We start from the raw sequence: 18,291 nt of genomic DNA on the forward strand, positions 1-18,291 counted from the left end.
GGCACAACCATTATTTAATAATCCAAATCACCAACAGTGTAAATAAAATAAAACCCAATTCAACCAACCATATGCGTTTAATGGTTTTAAGGAAAAACCGAAAAAACTGATCGGCAATCACTAAGACAAGTAAAAGTGTTATGCCCAATAAAGTTACTTTCCAGTTTACCGCATCGGAAAGTGTCCTCCACATTATCCAGGCCAATAATAATGCACATCCAATGTTAAGGGGCGTTATACGCATTGTCCTCATCTAAAGCGTTTAGATTTGGTATTATATTTCTTTGTGATCTCCTTCTTTGTTTTGTTTGTTTTTAAATTAGCCATCTTTTTTTCATGGAAAGCGCCTTTAAATTCGGGATTCTCTTTTCGTTTTTGTAAATCGATTTCTTTTGCAATAACTTGTTGCTCTTCGTAAGTGGTCTTTTCTATCACTACTTGCTCAGGAATATCTAATACAGGTATTTTTTGCCTAATTAACTTTTCAATTTTATTAATATAGTATTCTTCTGCAGCATTACCAAAACTTATCGCCACTCCTAGTTTATACGCCCGACCGGTTCTTCCAATCCGGTGGACGTAATCTTCAATAATGATTGGAATATCAAAATTGATAACATGACTTACATCACTTACATCTAAACCTCTAGCCGCTACATCCGTTGCCACCAATATTCTTATGGAGCCTTCTTTAAAAGCATTAATAGAATTAATGCGCGTATTTTGGCCTTTGTTAGCATGAATAACACGGACCTTACCTTCTCCATATTTTCTACATAAAAAGTGGTAAATATTATCTGCTGTTGTTTTCGTTTTGCAAAAAATTATGAGTCTATGAAAATCTTCGTCATCCTTCAACAAGTGTTGTAAAAGATTGATCTTCGTTTTCATGTTCGGCACTAGGTATAACTGCTGGGTTACGGTATTGGCTGGCGTAGCTTGTGGAGCCACTTCTACAATGGTCGGAAAAGCCAAAAAATCGCCTGCAATTTTATGCACCAGTTCACTCATAGTAGCAGAAAATAATAAATTTTGTCGTTTCCGCGGTACTACTTCTAATATGCGATGAATTTTCCCAATGAAACCCATATCCATCATTTTATCGGCCTCATCCAATACTAAAAATTTAAGTTGCTTGGTATTTATGTGTTGATCTAAATAGAGGTCTAAAAACCTTCCAGGAGTTGCTACTAAAATATCTACTCCTCGCTTTAATTCTTCTATCTGTGTTTTTGGGCCTAAACCTCCATATAAAACGACCGTTCTTAAATCAGTATATCGTGCAAATAAACGGATATTCTCTTCTATCTGCATTGCTAATTCACGTGTAGGAGATATAATCAATGCTCTAGCATCATTACCTTGTGCATATTTAAGCTTCATCAAAATAGGCAACACATATGCAGCAGTTTTACCCGTTCCTGTTTGCGCAATGCCCATTATATCTTGGCCAGCTAATATAGGTGTGATGGCCTTTGCCTGTATAGGTGTAGGTTCAGTATAACCTGCATCAGCTATTGCACTCAATATTTGCTTGTTAAACTTAAAGTCATCGAAGGATTTACGCATAGACAACAAAGATAGGGATTTGATCGGACTATCGCCCACATTCTTTCTATTTTACTTCCTTATAACAGACGAAGAATAGTATCCATAAGGGAGGTATCTATCTTACAAAATTGTTTATAAAAGCAATTTTATCTAAGTTTGACTTAATTATCACTGAACATTCGTTTATATGCCATCTATTTTAATAAAATCAGCAACTATTGTTAACGAAGGAACTATTTCCACCGCAGATCTTTATCTTAATAACGGAATTATTGAGATGATATCTAATGAGATTAATCATCCAGCAGATATTGTAATAAATGCTGAAGGACTTTATCTCTTTCCTGGTCTTATTGATGATCAGGTTCATTTTCGAGAACCTGGATTAACTTATAAAGCGGACATCTGGCACGAAAGCCGCGCTGCTGTTGCTGGTGGCACAACGAGCTTTATGGAGATGCCTAATACCATACCAAACACACTTACCCAGGATCTCTTAGAAGAAAAATATAGTATAGCCGCTAAAAACTCCATAGCCAACTATTCATTCTTCATGGGGGCCGCTAACGATAATTTAGAAGAGGTTCTTAAAACGAATCCTGTAAATGTATGTGGGATCAAAGTATTTATGGGATCATCAACAGGTAATATGTTGGTAGATAGCGAGCAAACCTTAGAAAATATTTTTAAAAATGCCCCTACATTAATTGCTACGCATTGTGAAGATGAGAAGACTATAAGGGAAAACTTAGTGAAGTATAAACAACAATACCAGGACAAACTAACCATCGATATGCATCCGTTAATACGCTCTGCAGAAGCTTGTTATAAATCCTCTTCACATGCGGTTGCGTTAGCAGAAAAATATGGAACCAGGTTACATATCTTACATATATCTACTGCTAAAGAAACAGAACTTTTCAGCAACGACATCTCCCTAAAAAATAAGAAAATAACTGCTGAAGCCTGTATTCATCATTTATGGTTTAGCGATGCTGACTATAAAGAGAAAGGCAATTTTATTAAGTGGAATCCTGCAGTAAAAACAAAAAAAGACAGGGATGGTATTTTGCAGGCAGTATTGGATGGACGAATAGACGTCATCGCTACCGATCATGCACCACACACATTCGATGAAAAATCGAAACCATATGCCGAAGCTCCTTCAGGCGGTCCGCTCGTCCAACATGCCTTACAGGCATTATTAGATTTGTACCACGAGGAAAAAATCACGTTAGAACAAATTGTGGAGAAAACAGCTCATAATACGGCAATTTGTTTTCAGGTCGAAAACCGTGGATTTATTCGTGAGGGTTTTTATGCCGACTTAGTATTAGTTGATTTGAATAAGCCCTATACCGTTGATCGTTCTAATATTATATCGAAATGCGGATGGTCGCCATTTGAGGGGCACACATTCAAATCATCCATTACACATACCATTGTTTCAGGAAATTTAGTCTTCGAAGATGGAAAACTTATTGATGATAAACCTGGAAAACGCTTGTTATTTGATAGAAACTAATTACAATAGCTGTTTAGCACTAGCTTAGGGTATGAGATTAATTTTATGCCATTTCATTAAAACGGATATAAATAAGTTAATACGTGGTTATGACAAAAATGCATGAAGACTACCAGAAAATCGACAAAAGAACTTTTTTGCATAACCTGGGCACTGGATTAGCGTGCATGGCAACAATGTCCGTATCTTCCCTTGCAAGAGGTGAGGGACATAGTTATCAACAGGCGATCAAACCAATTTATCTAAACAAATTAAAAAGAGGAGATACTGTCGGTATAATTTGTCCGTCTTCAGCTATTGACGGTGAATTGCCGTTCATCCTTGCTCAAGAAACTTTTGAAGCTTTAGGGTTCAAAGTTAAATGGGGAGAGCATACACACGATAGGCTGGGGCATTTAGCAGGAAACGATGATGGTAAACTAGCGGATCTACATCGAATGTTTAAAGATGACCAAGTAAAAGGAATTATTTGTATGCGCGGTGGTTCAGGAGCGGCTCGACTGTTGGATAGAATTGATTATGATCTTATAAAACATAACCCTAAAATATTTTTAGGCTATAGTGATATCACAGCGCTGCATGCAGCGATACAAAGTCAAACTGGATTAATTACTTTTCATGGACCTGTAGGAACGAGTTCTTGGCCATCTTTTGTTGCTGATCAATTTGAAGCTTTATTTTTTAACGGTTTACCCCCCATATATGAAAATCCATTAAACAAAGGAGATGATCTAATTCCACGACAAAACAGGATTCAGACGATTAATCCTGGTATTGCAAAAGGAAAATTATTAGGTGGAAATTTAACCGTATTAACAACAATTTCCGGCTCACCGTATTATCCTGATTTTAGCAATAGTATCTTATTTTTGGAAGATGTTTCGGAAGAACCCTACCGTATTGAACGGATGCTTTGTCAGTTAAAATTAAATGGGACCTTAGGGAAAATAAAAGGGTTTATTTTTGGAAAATGTACGGATTGCGCTCCAAATGGCGGTTATGGCTCCTTAACACTTGACGAAATTTTAAGTGACTATATTAAACCTTTAGCTATACCTGCTTATCAAGGAGCATTGATTGGACATATTCGAGAACAGTTTATTCTTCCCGTTGGCGCACAAATAACAATGGATGCCGATAAAGGTGTCTTTTCTGTGGATGGGGAGATATTTAGCTAGCAAAAAAGTATTTATTTAGTTTAGGATTGAACGATATTAGATATTGAACAAGGAGATAATTACCTGATTCTTAAATGGCGACTGTATTAATGCAGTAAATTGATTTAAGGACTTTACAATAAATATCATGACTTATGAAAAAACTAAAATTTGGTTTACTATTGCTCACGATTATGGCCTCTTGCCAAGAAAGTCAACATAATTCTAATAATAAAAACAGTTATACACCAGATACTACTATGCTTGCCAAAGCTTTTGAACTTTATAAAGAGTCTAGTCTCACACATCGTAGATTTAAACATGCAGCTATAGAACCATTGATTTTAAAGCGAAAAAATGATTCTATTTTTAAGGTAACTAATTTAGGTCTTTCAGTACAAAAGCGTCCACTTTATCAATTGCGTTATGGAAAAGGAGAAAAACGGATCATGCTCTGGTCGCAAATGCATGGGAATGAAAGTACAGCAACGATGGCCCTTTTTGACATTTTCAACTTTTTGGAGGGCCATAATGATGGATATGACTCTATCCGAAACCTATTAACAGAAAAGACAACTCTATTTTTTCTTCCGATGATTAACCCCGACGGTGCTGAGATCTTCAATAGAAGAAATGCCCTTGATATTGATCTTAACAGAGATGCCCGTGAAACAGCTACCCCTGAAGCAGCTATATTAAAAAAAGCAGCTGAGGTAAATAAACCAGCTTTCGGTTTTAATTTACATGATCAGCATATTTATTACAACGTACCAAGTACTGGCAATCCCGCAACCATTTCTTTTTTAGCTCCGGCCTATAACTATGAAAAAGACATTAATAAAGTAAGAGGTCGTGCAATGCAACTTATTGTGGGTATGAACCAGCTTTTGCAGCAATATATACCAAATGGCGTAGCAAAGTATGATGACACACATGAACCCAGAGGGTTTGGGGATAATTTTCAAAAGTGGGGTGCGAGCACAGTTCTCATTGAATCAGGAGGATACAAAGGCGACCCTGAAAAACAATACATCAGAGAACTTAACTTTATGATTATCTTGAATGCTTTGATAGAAATTGCGCAGGAAAGTTATGAGCAATATAATCAAGCGGAATACGAAGATATCCCCGAGAATTCTTCCAAGCTTTCAGATTTATTAATCAAAAATATAAAAGCGGAAAGGGACTCTGTTGTATATCAAGTCGATTTGGCCATCAAACGTGACGAGGTTACGGCCCCCGACAGTATTTTTTACACACGAGGAAGAATTGATGACGTTGGCGATCTTAAAGATAGTTATGGCTATCGGGAACTAGATGCAAAAGGCCTAACTTTTATGAAGGGAAAAATATATTCTTCCCCAATTAATCACGTGGGAGAATTAACACCACAAAGGGCGATGAACTTATTGCGTCAAGGATATTTAGCAGTAAAGTTGAGAAATGTTGCAGAAAATAAGCACTACAATTTACCTATTTTATTAAGCAGTACGGGCATTCTTTATGGTAACAGTCCGACATTAGGTAGTCAGGCTAATTTCTTTTTAGCAAAAGAAGATAAACCGATGTATGCTATTATTAACGGTTATTTAATAGACCTATCGAAAGAGCCGGAAGAAGAATTTAAAAACTATATTCAATAGCTGCATTGCAGAAAACGGAGCAAATTTATTTAAAACGACGTTTTATAAAATTCATACCAAATAAATAGCGTTCGACTGTTGTATAAATTAATAAGGGGGAAATCCCCCCTATTAAAATTAAAATATTCAATTAATATTTAATATCCAGGGTTTTGCTGCTTAGCAATTTCGGGATTTGCATTAATTTCAGTTTGCGAAATAGGCAAGAGCGTCTTGAAAAAGCTTCTATTAATTGATTTTTCCCTATGCGCAACAGTTATTCCTCCAAAGTCATCATTGAATGTGATTGTTTTATTTAGGCGAATCATATCAAAAAAACGATGGCCTTCTCCAAATAGCTCTTTGCTGCGCTCGTCAAGGATCATATCCAAGGTAACTGTAGATGCGGTTGCTAAAGCTAAATTTGGTGACCGCTTACGAATTGCATTGAGGTAATTCGCCGCTGCAGCTTTATCTGTATAGAAAGCTGCTTCTGCTGCTATTAAGTAAATTTCAGATAGCCGTATTACCTTTATATTCACAGCGGTTGCAGTGGATTTCCCGTCGCCTTCTAGCGAAGTGCTACCACTGTACTTATAACAAGACCCTAAACGTGTTTCGGATGTCTCGTCATAGCTCATTACTCCCCACCTTATGTCATCTGCGTCTTCACCTAACCTAGTAAGAAAGTAATCGCTCGCCATGAACCACCCCATAGCACTAGATGAACCATCCCCTAAACGCCTCAAATAAAAGCCTAATGACTCAGTACCCAAATCAGCTTCGTTCGGGAGTATACCCAACTCAAAAATCGATTCGGAACCAAACTGAGCTTTCCAGGAATTAACCCATTGATCATTTGCGTATAAAGTATACACATTGCTATTAATCAGCTCTTCAGCCGCGCTTAACGCTTCGACATACTTCTCCATGTATAAGTATACTCGCGCCTGCATGGCCTTATTTGCATAATAATTAATAACACCATTAGATTTATCTTTTGATAACAAAGGAGATGCTTCGTTAAGATCGCTGATAATCTGATTGTAATTTTCTTCAACGGTTGCTCTCACAGGTTGTGCCGAAGCCTCTAATGTTGTGGTTATATTCGGAACACCAAACGAAGCCTTATCATCAGTATACGCTCTACCATATAACCGCACTAGGTCGAAATACATTAATGCTCTGGCCGTTAAAGCCTGTCCTTTATAATTACTAAAATCTTCTGAAGTGCCTTCATTTTCTAGTTTTTCAATGTTCTTTAATAGGTTATTTACTTGAAGAATTCCATCATACATTTGCGTCCAAAAGCCAGCATAATCGTTAGAAGAAACAGAATGGTTGAATGTATATAGCGCATCCAATCCCCTACCCTGTGAAGAAATGGTTAGATCTCCGCCTTTTGCATCGCCATACATAATAAAATTTCTGCCATAATAATTAAAACTTGTCATTTTGCGCAAGAGGCCATTCATCATAGCTTTGGCATCTGATGCTGTTTTTATGGCGGTTTCTGAATCTGTAGAATCAGTAGGTTCTACCTCTAAAAAATCTTTGCAGGCAGTGCATGTAAAAATCAGTAACACTATCCATAATTTATGTAATATTTTCATCCGTATATGATTATTTGTTCATCGTTGGTTAAATTTTAGAGGCATTCACGCTGCCTTCGGCGGTATGAGTGATTTTCTCATTGGCATAAATGAGCTCGTTATACTCGGTTTGTTTTTTAATCATTAGAAACTAAACTCAACACCGAATGTATAAATTTTTCCAATTGGTGTTTCCCAGCCCCTCGTACCGTATTGGTTAACTTCTGGATCCGCAATCTTATATTTCGAAAATGTTAAGAGATTTGTTCCATTAAAATAAACCCTTGCACTGGAAACCCCTACTTTTCTGGTGATGGCAGTTGGAATGCTATATGCCAAATTGATGTTTTTTAGCCGCAAGAAACTTGCGCTATGCATCTGGCGGCTACTGTATTTTTGTGGGTCCGTCAGGTCATTTCCATCCAACTTTGGTAAGCTGCCACCTGTGTTAGAAGCCGTCCACATATTGTCGTAGTAGTATTCGGATCGAATTCGTTCCCAATAGTACCCGTCATCCGCCACATCTTTGAACGCTCCATCATAAAGGTAACCACCCAATTTATAGATAAAATTAAAACCGAGCGATATTCCCTTATATTCCACATCAGTATTAAACCCACCATATACCGTAGGCAACGCTGAACCTAAAATTTTATAATTTGCTTTCGACCAATCATTAGTTGCACCTCGCCCATTATACACAAAATCACCGTCAGTTGCATTTTCAGGATTGTTTACGTACCATACGTTTTTTCCATTTTCAGGATCTACTCCAGCCCATTCATAGCCATAAAAACTTAACACCGATTCGCCTTCTCTATAAATATATTGAGCCCTATCGTCATCTCCTGTTGGATCATACCATATAATATCCTGTCCCTTAACATCTCCTTGATTTTTATATAGCTTCGTTACTTTTGATTTGATAAACGAGGCATTCACGCTTGCACTCCATCGCCATTTATCAGATCGAATAATATCATACCCTAAATCTACCTCAAAGCCTCTATTATTAATTTCTCCTACATTCTTTAACGTCGAACTGAAACCCGTTACTGTAGAAATAGGGACATCTTGTAGCAGGTCTTTGGAATCACGGTTAAAGTATTCAACCGTACCATATAATCGATTATCAAAAAAACCGAACTCCAAAGCCAAATTTGTTGTATAACTGGTTTCCCATGTCAGATTCTTATCAGCAATCGTACTAATTGCTCCACCCGGTGACCCCATATATTTATTATCAGTATATTTGGTTAAGGACATCCATCCATAGTCTGCTATCGGAAGCGTGCCATTTACACCATATGAAGCCCTTACACGTAAATTACTTACATAATCCAGCTCTTTCATAAATGCTTCTTGATTAATGCGCCACGAACCTGCTACAGACCAGAAATCTCCCCAGCGGGTATCTGGCCCCAAACGAGAAGAACCATCACGACGATAGGAGGCAGAAGCATAATATCGTTGCGCATAATTGTACTCCGCCCTTGATAATACAGACAACATATTGTACCCCCAGCTATAAGCGCTTGCGTCTAGTACACCGGCGGTGGCCACTGTATGCAAAGCACTCGAAGGAAGATCTGTTCCTGTCGACCGTTGAAAATCCGTTTGATTTTTTTCTACCTCGAAACCCGCTAGTAAACTTAAGCCATGCAAACCAAACTCTTTGCTATAATTAGCTGTAGTAGAAGACACTATCTTTCTGATATTGGTACTCATTTCTGTTACAGAACCATTAGTAGTGGAGCCGTCAAAATGGTTTGCACTATAATAAAGATGATCTTTAATTTCTGCATTATCGAATGAAAATACCGACTTAATATTTAACTCCGGAAGGATATTAATAGTTAATGTTTCATTAGCAGACACCCGTAATGTTTTGGATTTATTCTCCCATTCATTGTTATAGTATTCGGCATTATAAGCATAACTTCCATAGCGATCAGTCCAAGGTTTACCAGTTTTATAGTCAGTAGGCCAATATAATGGCCAAAGTAAATTCCGCGACTGAAGGAAGTAATTAGAACCTGTGCTTCTTGTATCATTGAATCCTTTTTGAGTATTGTTTGATACATTAACATTAGACATAAACTCAATGTGTTTGCCAATTTTCTGTGACAAATTAATACGTCCGGCTATACGGTCATAGTCGTTCACCTTTATCCTACTTTGATCTTTGGTATATGAAAGCGAGGAATAATATTTTGTTTTGTCGTCTCCCCCACTTACAGACAAGTCATTTGTTTGGTAAACGCCTGTTCTAAAAAGGACATCGTCCCAGTTAAAGTATGTACCCTCCCTGTTTACAATACCATCGGTCATTCCTTTAATGTTCACATTTTCGTACAGACCGGTACCGTTTGTTTCAAAATAATAACCATGCTTGTTGAACCGCGTATTTAATTTACTAAGTGCGTCCGCATTCGCGAACGACTCGTCTCTTCCATTGGAGGTGCGGTAATCATGAAACACTTGATATAACATGTTCACTTGTTCTTGTACACCTGCAGTTTCATAGTTATCGGTTGCCCAAGACGGCGTTATGCCAATTGAAGACCTTAGATTTATAACCGGCTTCCCCTCCTTTCCTTTTTTCGTTGTAATGAGAATAACACCATTTGCTGCCCTCGAGCCATATAGGGATGAAGCTGCTGCATCCTTTAACACTGTAATGGTTTCTATATCTGCAGGATTTAGTGAATTCATTACGTTGTTGGAAGTGTAAATATAATCTCCCATTTGCCCAGCATCACCAGAGACAACCGGTACACCATCAATCACATATAATGGTTCATTAGATGCATTCATTGAGCCAATACCACGAATACGGATGCTCGGTGCAGCTCCCGCCTGGCCCGACGAATTAGTTACCTGCATACCTGGTACGCGCCCAACCAGCGCATTTTCAAAAGAAACCGTTGGAATATCATTCACATCGCTTTGTTTAACTACCGAAGCGGATCCTGTATATGTTCCTTTCTTCGCCGTACCATAGGCCACTACCATAACCTCATCCAATGTCTGATCTCCCGTTTCAAGGGATACATTAATAACGGACTGGCTACCAACAGGGTGTTCAAGAGGTAGATATCCTACCGATGTAAAAATGAGAACTGCATTTTCTGGAACATTATTTAATGCGTAATGCCCTTCCGTATTGGATGAAGTACCTTGATCAGTTCCTTTGATTTTTATACTGGCAACTACCGGACTACCATCTTTTGCAGCAGTAACCACCCCCGTCACTCTCCTTTGTTGTTGTGCAAGAGTCGTTAAACTAATTAACAAACTGCACATAATTAGTAAAGATCGTTTCATTTGAATAGTTTAGTTAAGATTGAGAAAATTTAGATCATAATTCAGGTATTATATTATAATTTTTTATATATTATATTACTCATAATGAACGTTTTGAAACACCAACGCCAGGTTCGTTCGGCACCGTTATCTTCCCATTAACTACTTGCATTCCGTGAAACACATCATTTCTTATTAAAAGGGCACCATCTAGGTCTGCCCAATCTACGATCGGAGCTAGCTGAGATGCTGCTGAAATAGCACAGGAGGTTTCCGTCATACAGCCCAGCATCACTTTCATATCTAAGGCTTTAGCCAACTCGGCCATCTTATGTGCTTCGCGCATACCTGTACATTTCATAAGTTTTATATTAATGCCATTATAAACACCATGCGCTTTTTTAACATCCGCTAACCGCTGCACGGCCTCATCTCCTATAGTAGGAATCGGACTTCTTTCCGTTAGCCAAGCATTATCATCTATCTGCTCTTTAGGCATGGCCTGTTCTAAAAAAACCACTCCTCTATCGGCTAACCAATGGGCCATTTCAAGCGCAAATTCTTTCTTCTTCCATCCCTGATTAACATCAACACACAACGGTTTGTCGGTTACCTCTCTGATGGTTTCGATCATCATCTTATCACTATCCAAACCCAATTTTACTTTAAGAATTTTGTATGGCTCTGCTTCACGTACCTTTTGCTTCACTACTTCCGCCGTGTCAATGCCAATTGTATAAGAGGTGTTTGGGGCGGTAGCTGGGTTAAACCCCCAGATACGACACCAAGGTTGCCGCATCATTTTCCCTAACAAATCATGTAATGCGATGTCTACAGATGCCTTTGCCGCGGTGTTTTTGGGCATTAATGTATCCACATAACCTAGAATATCCTCAATTAAAAAGGGGTCGTTAAATTTGGTTAAATCTACTTTACTTAAAAAGCTAAGAACGCTTTCGTGCGACTCACCTAGATAAGGGGGCATAGACGCCTCTCCATAACCTATGACCCCGTCAAACTCCAATTCTGTTAGTACTACCGGTGTGGTACTTCGAGATCCAGCTGCAAGGGTAAATACATGTTTTAACGTTAATGTATATGGTCTGTATCGTAAAATAAATTTACCTAGACGTTGTTCTGTTGTTTTTCCTGTGGCTAGTAAAGCTGCGTAAGGAGCCAATGACAAAGTTGCTGCTAAGGAGCTAGCTTTTAAAAAAATCCTGCGATTGATCATACTTCTATATTAAAGTTTAGATATTGTTTGACTAATTAACACGCTTCACACCCTCGTTACCTATACTCCCCAGGTATCTTCTAGCAGCCACAACTGTACGGCTCTGAAAATCATCGTAATTTGGATCGTTATTTAACATACTGTTAATTCTAACTTTACCGGCAGAATGAATAAATTGCCCCTCACCCATATACAACGCAACATGTGTTACGCGCGCGTTTGGCGTTCTGTGTGCACCACCTGCAAAAAAAAGCAGATCACCCGCTTTTAGATTCTTTAAAGCTTTTGTTATATCTAATTCATCATTTGTAAGGATATCAACTGGCTCCCCTACCAATACCTGCTGAGACGCATCTCTGGGAATAACCAATCCATTCATAAAATAGGCTGTTTTTGTGAAACCACTGCAATCTACTCCCTTTATAGAGGTACCCCCCCATAAATAGGGAACACCAATCATCCTCTTAGCTATTTTAATAATTGACGCTGCCGATGCAACAGTATTTTTCTTCCAATTACTATATTCCGCCATCAGTTCTTTTTCTATAAATCCTTCTCTCCCGTCAGGAAATAGGGCTGCATAAAACCCATCTTTTTCTCCTTTATATGTTAGTATATTTCCTAAAACCAAATCTGATACACGTTGCGACTGTTTGTTTGCCTCACTGTATGCATGGCCATAATCTTCTATAAAGATCAGCCGCTTTTTTTCATTCCAATTATCAATATCTGCTTTACTTTTCAAACTCACCGCTGCATTATCCATCCATCCGATGTAACCATCTGGTGTTCGAATTAAGTAATAGCCTCCCTGTTTTTTAAGAATATCCATTTGCCATCCTAGCAATGCTTGTGAAGCCATTTCCGCCGCATTTTTTGGTTGGGTTCTTATGTTTCCGACGGAAACGTTTACTAAACCAAAGACATATTCACTTAAAGACGTATCAGGCAGTAACCTAATTGATATTGGTGTGTCTAGATTTTTGGCCTTTACACTTTTTATGAAGCTCATAGCAGCGTTTTTGCACGTTGTCTCTAAGCTAAAGACTCCTGATGAATCACTTATCAAAGTAAATATCTCAGTCCTTTTGTCAGGGGCATATGCTTTGGCCACATCCCGAGCAATAGCTTCCATCTTTTTTATTAAAACAGAATCAGGAGCAGCTTCTGAGAGCGCATAACAAATAAATAACTGTAAGAAAATCAGGCAAATTCTTCTCATATCAATTAAGGTGGGCATATATTACACTAATATAGAAGCAAAGATTTCGAAATACAAATATTTATGCGCATTTTAATTAAAAAACGCAAAATAATGCAGTCTAATAAAAAGTCTTTATCGAAGAGAGGGCTTCAAACCTAATTTAAGCTTTGTAATGACTTAATTAACGTATTTTTTTTAAGTTTGCTTTTGAAAACATAACACATGATAAATAGAAGGAAGTTTATTCAAAAAAGTTTACTAAGTACTGCCGCTTTAAGTTTAGGAAACAACCTTTCTGTCAACGGGAAAACAATAGAATCAAAAGGTAAAGTAACGAAGCCTATCGTTATTTCTACCTGGGATTTTGGCATAGCAGCAAACCAGGCAGCATGGAAAATACTAAAGGATAACGGAAGAGCTTTAGACGCTGTGGAAGCAGGTGTTAGAATACCTGAAGCAGACTTAAAGAATGTTACGGTTGGTAAAGGTGGCTATCCTGACCGCGACGGCCATGTTACCTTAGATGCCTGCATTATGGACGAAAATGGTAATTGTGGAGCTGTTTTAGCGATGGAACATATAACACATGCCATATCCGTTGCACGCTTAGTAATGGAAAAAACGCCTCATGTAATGTTGGCGGGTGAAGGAGCCTTACAGTTTGCCTTGGAGAACGGTTTTCAGAAAGAAAATCTCTTAACGGAAAGTGCTGAAAAAGCATGGCAAGAATGGTTAAAAAAAGCAGAGTATAAACCCATTATGAACATTGAAAACCAACATTTTTCCCCAAATAAACTTCCTGGAAATCAATATAATCACGATACAATAGGTATGCTTGCCCTCGATGCTAAGGGGAATCTCAGCGGTGCTTGTACTACCAGCGGAATGGCCTTTAAAATGCACGGCAGAGTGGGCGATAGTCCAATTATTGGAGCTGGTCTCTATGTTGACAACGAAATTGGCGCCGCTACCTCAACTGGTGTTGGTGAAGAAGTTGTAAGAACCGTTGGCAGTTTTTTAGTTGTTGAACTTATGAGACAAGGGTATTCTCCTGAAGATGCTTGTAAAGAAGCTGTTGAAAGAATAATTAGAAAAAAACCTCAAAAAGCTAAAGAAATTCAAGTAGGTTTTTTAGCCATAAATAAAAACGGACAATATGGCGCCTACGCATTACAGAAAGGCTTTTCATTTGCCGTTTGTAATGAGGAAACACAAGATCTACTCATTAAAGGTAAAAGTATATTCTGAAAATATGTTATCTAAAGCATTACATTTTTTTATCAGGTGTGAAGGATGAAATTCGCAACCAATAATGAACAAATACGTCTTGATACTTGTGTCTTATACCTTGATACTAATAACGAATAACGAATATATACATGGCACTTGAAATATGCGCGAACTCGTTCGCTTCAGCTATAGCAGCGCAGAATGGTGGGGCACAAAGAATAGAACTTTGTGAAAATTTAAATGAAGGGGGAACAACTCCATCTTATGGCACTATCAAAAAAGTACGCGAAACAACTCAAATAAAAGTGTATGTATTGATTAGACCAAGAGCGGGCGATTTCCTCTATACACGGGAGGAATTTGAAGTTATGAAGGAGGATATCGTAAATTGTAAAGCGCTAGGTTGCGATGGAGTGGTAATCGGTATCTTAGACGCAGAAGGCAATGTTGACATAGAACGTACGAAAGAATTGGTGAACATAGCTTCTCCAATGGGTGTTACTTTTCATAGGGCATTCGATAGTTGCAATAATGGCTTACAGGCCTTAGAAGACATCATTCACTGTGGCTGTGAAAGAATACTAACTTCGGGCATGAAAAATACGGCTTTTGACGGTCGTGTATTTTTGAAAGAACTGGTAGAAAAAGCTGCAAACAGAATTATCATCATGCCGGGTTCTGGTGTAAATGAAGACAATATTTCAGAATTGATGATTGCAACAAAAGCACAGGAATATCATACTTCTGCAAAAACCCCTGTTAAAAGTATGATGAAATATCAGAATCCTTCAATACAGAATATGGGAGAATTGGTAGAAGTAAGTAACGAGGATACGATCAGAAGAATTGTGAAATTGATAAATAATTAGCTAATTAACCAAATTGGCTAATTAGCTAATTGGCTTTTACAATTTACCGATTTCTTGTACCAGATCAATCAATTTATTTGAATAACCCCACTCATTATCGTACCAAGAAACTACTTTTACAAAGTTGTCATTTAAAGCAATACCAGCCTTCGCATCAAAGATGGAAGTACGTGGATCACCTTTAAAATCTTCAGAAACTACTTCGTCTTCAGTATAACCTAAAATACCTTTAAGTTCGCCTTCAGATGCATCTTTAAAAGCTTTCTTAATTTCTTCATATGTAGCAGATTTTTCTAAACGTACTGTTAAATCAACTACAGACACATCAGGTACCGGAACACGGAAAGACATTCCTGTTAATTTACCTTTTATAGAAGGTATTACCAAACCAACAGCTTTTGCTGCACCGGTAGAAGAAGGAATGATATTTTGATAAGCGCCACGTCCGCCTCTCCAATCCTTCGCAGAAGGCCCATCAACAGTTTTCTGAGTAGCAGTAACTGCATGTACAGTGCTCATTAACCCTTCGATAATCCCATATTTATCGTTTAGAACCTTCACAAGAGGAGCCAAACAATTTGTTGTACAAGAAGCATTCGAAACAATATGTTGATCAGACCTTAACTCCTTGTGGTTAACTCCCATTACAAACGTTGGTGTATCGTCTTTTGCTGGGGCTGACATAACTACTTTTTTAGCGCCAGCATCAATGTGCTTTTGCGCAGTTTCTTGTGTTAAAAATAAACCAGTTGATTCAACAATAACTTCCGCGCCAATATCTCCCCACTTAAGGTTTGCTGGATCCTTTTCTGCGGTAACACGAATAGTTTTGCCATTAACAACTAAATTACCATCTTTTGCTTCAACAGTACCATCAAAACGTCCATGTGTAGAATCATATTTTAGCATGTAGGCCATATATTCCGGATCAACTAAATCGTTAATACCAACAATTTCAATGCCCTCGCGGTTTATTGCTGCTCTAAATGCTAGACGTCCTATACGTCCAAATCCATTAATTCCAATTTTCATTTTAACTAATTTTTATTTAAATAATAATTTAAAAGGTTATGAATAGGCTCTTTAATTACAACACCTACTTCCATACCAAACGTATTGGCAGTTTGCCGTAACCATTCTTCGTATCCGGCAGCCACACTTCCGGTAAAATTTATCTTATTAAAGCCATGTTTGTTCTTTAACGGCACAAAATAAGTTTCAAACAACGTATGAAAACCTTCTAATACCATATTATGAACGAACTCATGGCCTTTTTGTTCTGCAACAAAATCAGCGAAAGAACTCAAGAATAATGCAGCGTTTGGGTTTCTATACACTTTTTCCATTATCTGTTTTCTGTCCAGCGGATAATAACTGACGAATCTATTCTCCAAATCGACAGGTAATGACTCGGAAAGATAACTTCTCAGTAAGTACCTGCCCATCCAATTAGCAGAACCTTCATCAGCTAGGATATAACCCAAACCGTAATTCGATTCGGCGATCCTCCTCCCGTCATAATAGGCAGCATTCGAACCACTTCCTAAAATTCCAACGAGCGACTGTTCATTTCCACCCGTCGCAAGAGCCGCTGCAAGCATATCGTGTTCTACTAATACTTTGCTATATCTAAAAAAGTTTTTAAAAGCATCATAAACGGTCTGTTTTCGCTCATCAGAAGATGCCCCGGCACCAAAAAAATATATCTTTTTTATTCTTTCCGCATAGTTTATCAGGCTGTTATTTTTATTCAGAACCTGAGAGATGTAACGTTCATCATTGTGATAGGGATTAATACCCATCGTTTTAAAACCAGCCACCACCTTCCCTCTTTCGGCTAACCGCCAATCTGCAAATCTCGAACCGCTGTAAACTACCGCTATCATAAAATCAAATGGCTAACACATTTGTCATTTCGATCATATCCTCAGCCAACTTAAATTCTTTGCTCCGCAAAGCTTCCTCTAATGAGGTGGTAACAATATCATTTCCACGTAAACCAACCATTATACGTGTTTGTCCGCGTAATAGATTTTTTACGGCGGCAAAGCCAAGTCTACTGGCTAACACTCTGTCGAAGCTACTCGGCGATCCTCCTCGTTGCAAATGCCCTAAAATAGTTACCTTTGCATCATAGAAATCGAACTTTTCCTGTACTCTTTTTGCCACATTATAAGCCCCTCCATTCTTATCACCCTCTGCAACAATAACTATTGTAGATGATTTTTTATCCTTTGCGGCACTTTCGAGCTTTTGAATAAGCTCATCTATGCCTGTTTCTTTTTCCGGCAGTAAAATAGCTTCTGCCCCGCCTGCAATACCGCAATTAAGGGCAATACAACCAGAATCACGGCCCATTACTTCAATAAAAAACAGACGATCATGAGAAGCTGCAGTATCTCTAATTTTATCAATTGCGTCGATTACTGTATTATTGGCAGTATCATATCCCAATGTGAAATCAGAACCGTATAAATCGTTATCAATGGTTCCTGGTATACCAACAACGGGGATATCAAACTCCCTGGAAAATACCTCTGCTCCAGTAAAGGTTCCGTCACCCCCAATTGCTACAAGAGCATCTATTCCCTCTTCCTTGATATTATTATAAGCTTTAAGACGTCCTTCTGTTGTTCTGAAATCTAGGCACCGAGCAGTTTTTAAAATAGTTCCGCCTAGTTGCAATATATTGCTAACTGAACGACTATCCATAGCGATGATATTTTTATCGATCATACCTTGGTAGCCGTGTAAAATACCGCTTACTTTCTTCCCTTCATAGATAGCTGTCCGTACAACTGCACGGATACATGCGTTCATTCCCGGAGCATCTCCTCCCGAAGTAAATACGCCTATACGTTTGATTGAATTCTCCACTGTAATATTTATATAGGTTTCCTTGATTTATCCAAGTACGAATATAGGGTGTATTTCTTACACTATTGCTATTTATTTGTATTTTTTTTATTTTTTTCCCAAGGTGGATTCTATCCCTCGCGAA

13 protein-coding genes are annotated in these 18,291 nt (G+C 38.1%); 5 read left to right on the top strand and 8 right to left on the bottom strand.

The annotated features are described in order from the left end of the window. Positions 1-249 precede the first annotated feature (249 nt). Positions 250-1,569 (bottom strand): DEAD/DEAH box helicase, encoded by a 1,320-nt coding sequence (locus BMY50_RS07760; RefSeq protein ID WP_093321532.1) that lies wholly within the window; start codon positions 1,567-1,569, stop codon positions 250-252. A 169-nt stretch (positions 1,570-1,738) separates the two neighbouring features. Between BMY50_RS07760 and BMY50_RS07765 the strand changes: the two genes are divergently transcribed. The 3 genes from BMY50_RS07765 to BMY50_RS07775 all read left to right on the top strand — a co-directional run bounded on the left by BMY50_RS07765 (position 1,739) and on the right by BMY50_RS07775 (position 5,876). Beyond that, positions 1,739-3,076 (top strand): dihydroorotase, encoded by a 1,338-nt coding sequence (locus BMY50_RS07765; RefSeq protein WP_093321535.1) that lies wholly within the window; start codon positions 1,739-1,741, stop codon positions 3,074-3,076. 89 nt (positions 3,077-3,165) lie between these two features. Beyond that, a complete protein-coding gene (locus BMY50_RS07770) occupies positions 3,166-4,254 on the top strand; it encodes a S66 peptidase family protein (protein WP_238383693.1) in 1,089 nt (362 codons plus the stop codon). Between the two features lie 134 nt (positions 4,255-4,388). After that, a complete protein-coding gene (locus BMY50_RS07775; protein WP_093321539.1) occupies positions 4,389-5,876 on the top strand; it encodes a M14 family zinc carboxypeptidase in 1,488 nt (495 codons plus the stop codon). Between the two features lie 137 nt (positions 5,877-6,013). On the opposite strand, the gene BMY50_RS07780 is transcribed toward BMY50_RS07775, so the two are convergent. The 4 genes from BMY50_RS07780 to BMY50_RS07795 all read right to left on the bottom strand — a co-directional run bounded on the left by BMY50_RS07780 (position 6,014) and on the right by BMY50_RS07795 (position 13,209). Then, positions 6,014-7,468, bottom strand: coding sequence for a RagB/SusD family nutrient uptake outer membrane protein (locus BMY50_RS07780; protein ID WP_093321543.1), 1,455 nt, complete (start codon positions 7,466-7,468; stop codon positions 6,014-6,016). A 123-nt stretch (positions 7,469-7,591) separates the two neighbouring features. Then, positions 7,592-10,774, bottom strand: coding sequence for a SusC/RagA family TonB-linked outer membrane protein (locus tag BMY50_RS07785; RefSeq protein ID WP_093321547.1), 3,183 nt, complete (start codon positions 10,772-10,774; stop codon positions 7,592-7,594). 79 nt (positions 10,775-10,853) lie between these two features. Continuing rightward, positions 10,854-11,987: a dipeptide epimerase gene (locus BMY50_RS07790; RefSeq protein ID WP_093321552.1), complete on the bottom strand. Its 1,134-nt coding sequence runs from the start codon at positions 11,985-11,987 to the stop codon at positions 10,854-10,856. 31 nt (positions 11,988-12,018) lie between these two features. Then, entirely contained in the window at positions 12,019-13,209 is a 1,191-nt protein-coding gene (locus BMY50_RS07795) for a C40 family peptidase (protein WP_162276556.1), read from the bottom strand. Positions 13,210-13,413: 204 nt separating this feature from the next. On the opposite strand from BMY50_RS07795, the gene BMY50_RS07800 reads away from it, so the two are divergent. Both BMY50_RS07800 and BMY50_RS07805 read left to right on the top strand, forming a co-directional pair. After that, on the top strand, positions 13,414-14,439 hold the full coding sequence (locus BMY50_RS07800; RefSeq protein ID WP_093321560.1) for a N(4)-(beta-N-acetylglucosaminyl)-L-asparaginase: 1,026 nt from the start codon (positions 13,414-13,416) through the stop codon (positions 14,437-14,439). A gap of 131 nt (positions 14,440-14,570) precedes the next feature. Next, a complete protein-coding gene (locus tag BMY50_RS07805) occupies positions 14,571-15,290 on the top strand; it encodes a copper homeostasis protein CutC (protein WP_093321564.1) in 720 nt (239 codons plus the stop codon). Between the two features lie 36 nt (positions 15,291-15,326). Here BMY50_RS07805 and gap read toward each other — a convergent pair whose 3' ends face one another. From gap to pfkA, 3 genes are read right to left on the bottom strand one after another with little or no spacing between them, the layout of a single operon-like run. Next, positions 15,327-16,322, bottom strand: coding sequence for a type I glyceraldehyde-3-phosphate dehydrogenase (gap, locus tag BMY50_RS07810; protein ID WP_093321568.1), 996 nt, complete (start codon positions 16,320-16,322; stop codon positions 15,327-15,329). 5 nt (positions 16,323-16,327) lie between these two features. Beyond that, entirely contained in the window at positions 16,328-17,176 is an 849-nt protein-coding gene (locus tag BMY50_RS07815) for a hypothetical protein (RefSeq protein ID WP_093321572.1), read from the bottom strand. 4 nt (positions 17,177-17,180) lie between these two features. Further along, positions 17,181-18,167 carry a 6-phosphofructokinase gene (gene pfkA, locus BMY50_RS07820; RefSeq protein ID WP_093321577.1) on the bottom strand — a complete coding sequence of 329 codons (987 nt, stop codon included), beginning with the start codon at positions 18,165-18,167 and terminating at the stop codon, positions 17,181-17,183. Positions 18,168-18,291: the final 124 nt, after the last annotated feature.

The organism is Olivibacter domesticus, assembly GCF_900109575.1.
Taxonomy (GTDB): Bacteria; Bacteroidota; Bacteroidia; order Sphingobacteriales; family Sphingobacteriaceae; genus Olivibacter; species Olivibacter domesticus.

What these genes read in the sequence shown, in the direction of transcription:
- BMY50_RS07780 (WP_093321543.1), bottom strand. Translation starts at nt 7,468, where the DNA reads ATGAAAATATTACATAAATTATGGATAGTGTTACTGATTTTTACATGC.
- gap (WP_093321568.1), bottom strand. Translation starts at nt 16,322, where the DNA reads ATGAAAATTGGAATTAATGGATTTGGACGTATAGGACGTCTAGCATTT.
- BMY50_RS07805 (WP_093321564.1), top strand. Translation starts at nt 14,571, where the DNA reads ATGGCACTTGAAATATGCGCGAACTCGTTCGCTTCAGCTATAGCAGCG.
- BMY50_RS07760 (WP_093321532.1), bottom strand. Translation starts at nt 1,569, where the DNA reads ATGCGTAAATCCTTCGATGACTTTAAGTTTAACAAGCAAATATTGAGT.
- BMY50_RS07770 (WP_238383693.1), top strand. Translation starts at nt 3,166, where the DNA reads ATGACAAAAATGCATGAAGACTACCAGAAAATCGACAAAAGAACTTTT.
- BMY50_RS07775 (WP_093321539.1), top strand. Translation starts at nt 4,389, where the DNA reads ATGAAAAAACTAAAATTTGGTTTACTATTGCTCACGATTATGGCCTCT.
- BMY50_RS07785 (WP_093321547.1), bottom strand. Translation starts at nt 10,774, where the DNA reads ATGAAACGATCTTTACTAATTATGTGCAGTTTGTTAATTAGTTTAACG.
- BMY50_RS07790 (WP_093321552.1), bottom strand. Translation starts at nt 11,987, where the DNA reads ATGATCAATCGCAGGATTTTTTTAAAAGCTAGCTCCTTAGCAGCAACT.
- BMY50_RS07800 (WP_093321560.1), top strand. Translation starts at nt 13,414, where the DNA reads ATGATAAATAGAAGGAAGTTTATTCAAAAAAGTTTACTAAGTACTGCC.
- BMY50_RS07765 (WP_093321535.1), top strand. Translation starts at nt 1,739, where the DNA reads ATGCCATCTATTTTAATAAAATCAGCAACTATTGTTAACGAAGGAACT.
- BMY50_RS07795 (WP_162276556.1), bottom strand. Translation starts at nt 13,209, where the DNA reads ATGAGAAGAATTTGCCTGATTTTCTTACAGTTATTTATTTGTTATGCG.
- BMY50_RS07815 (WP_093321572.1), bottom strand. Translation starts at nt 17,176, where the DNA reads ATGATAGCGGTAGTTTACAGCGGTTCGAGATTTGCAGATTGGCGGTTA.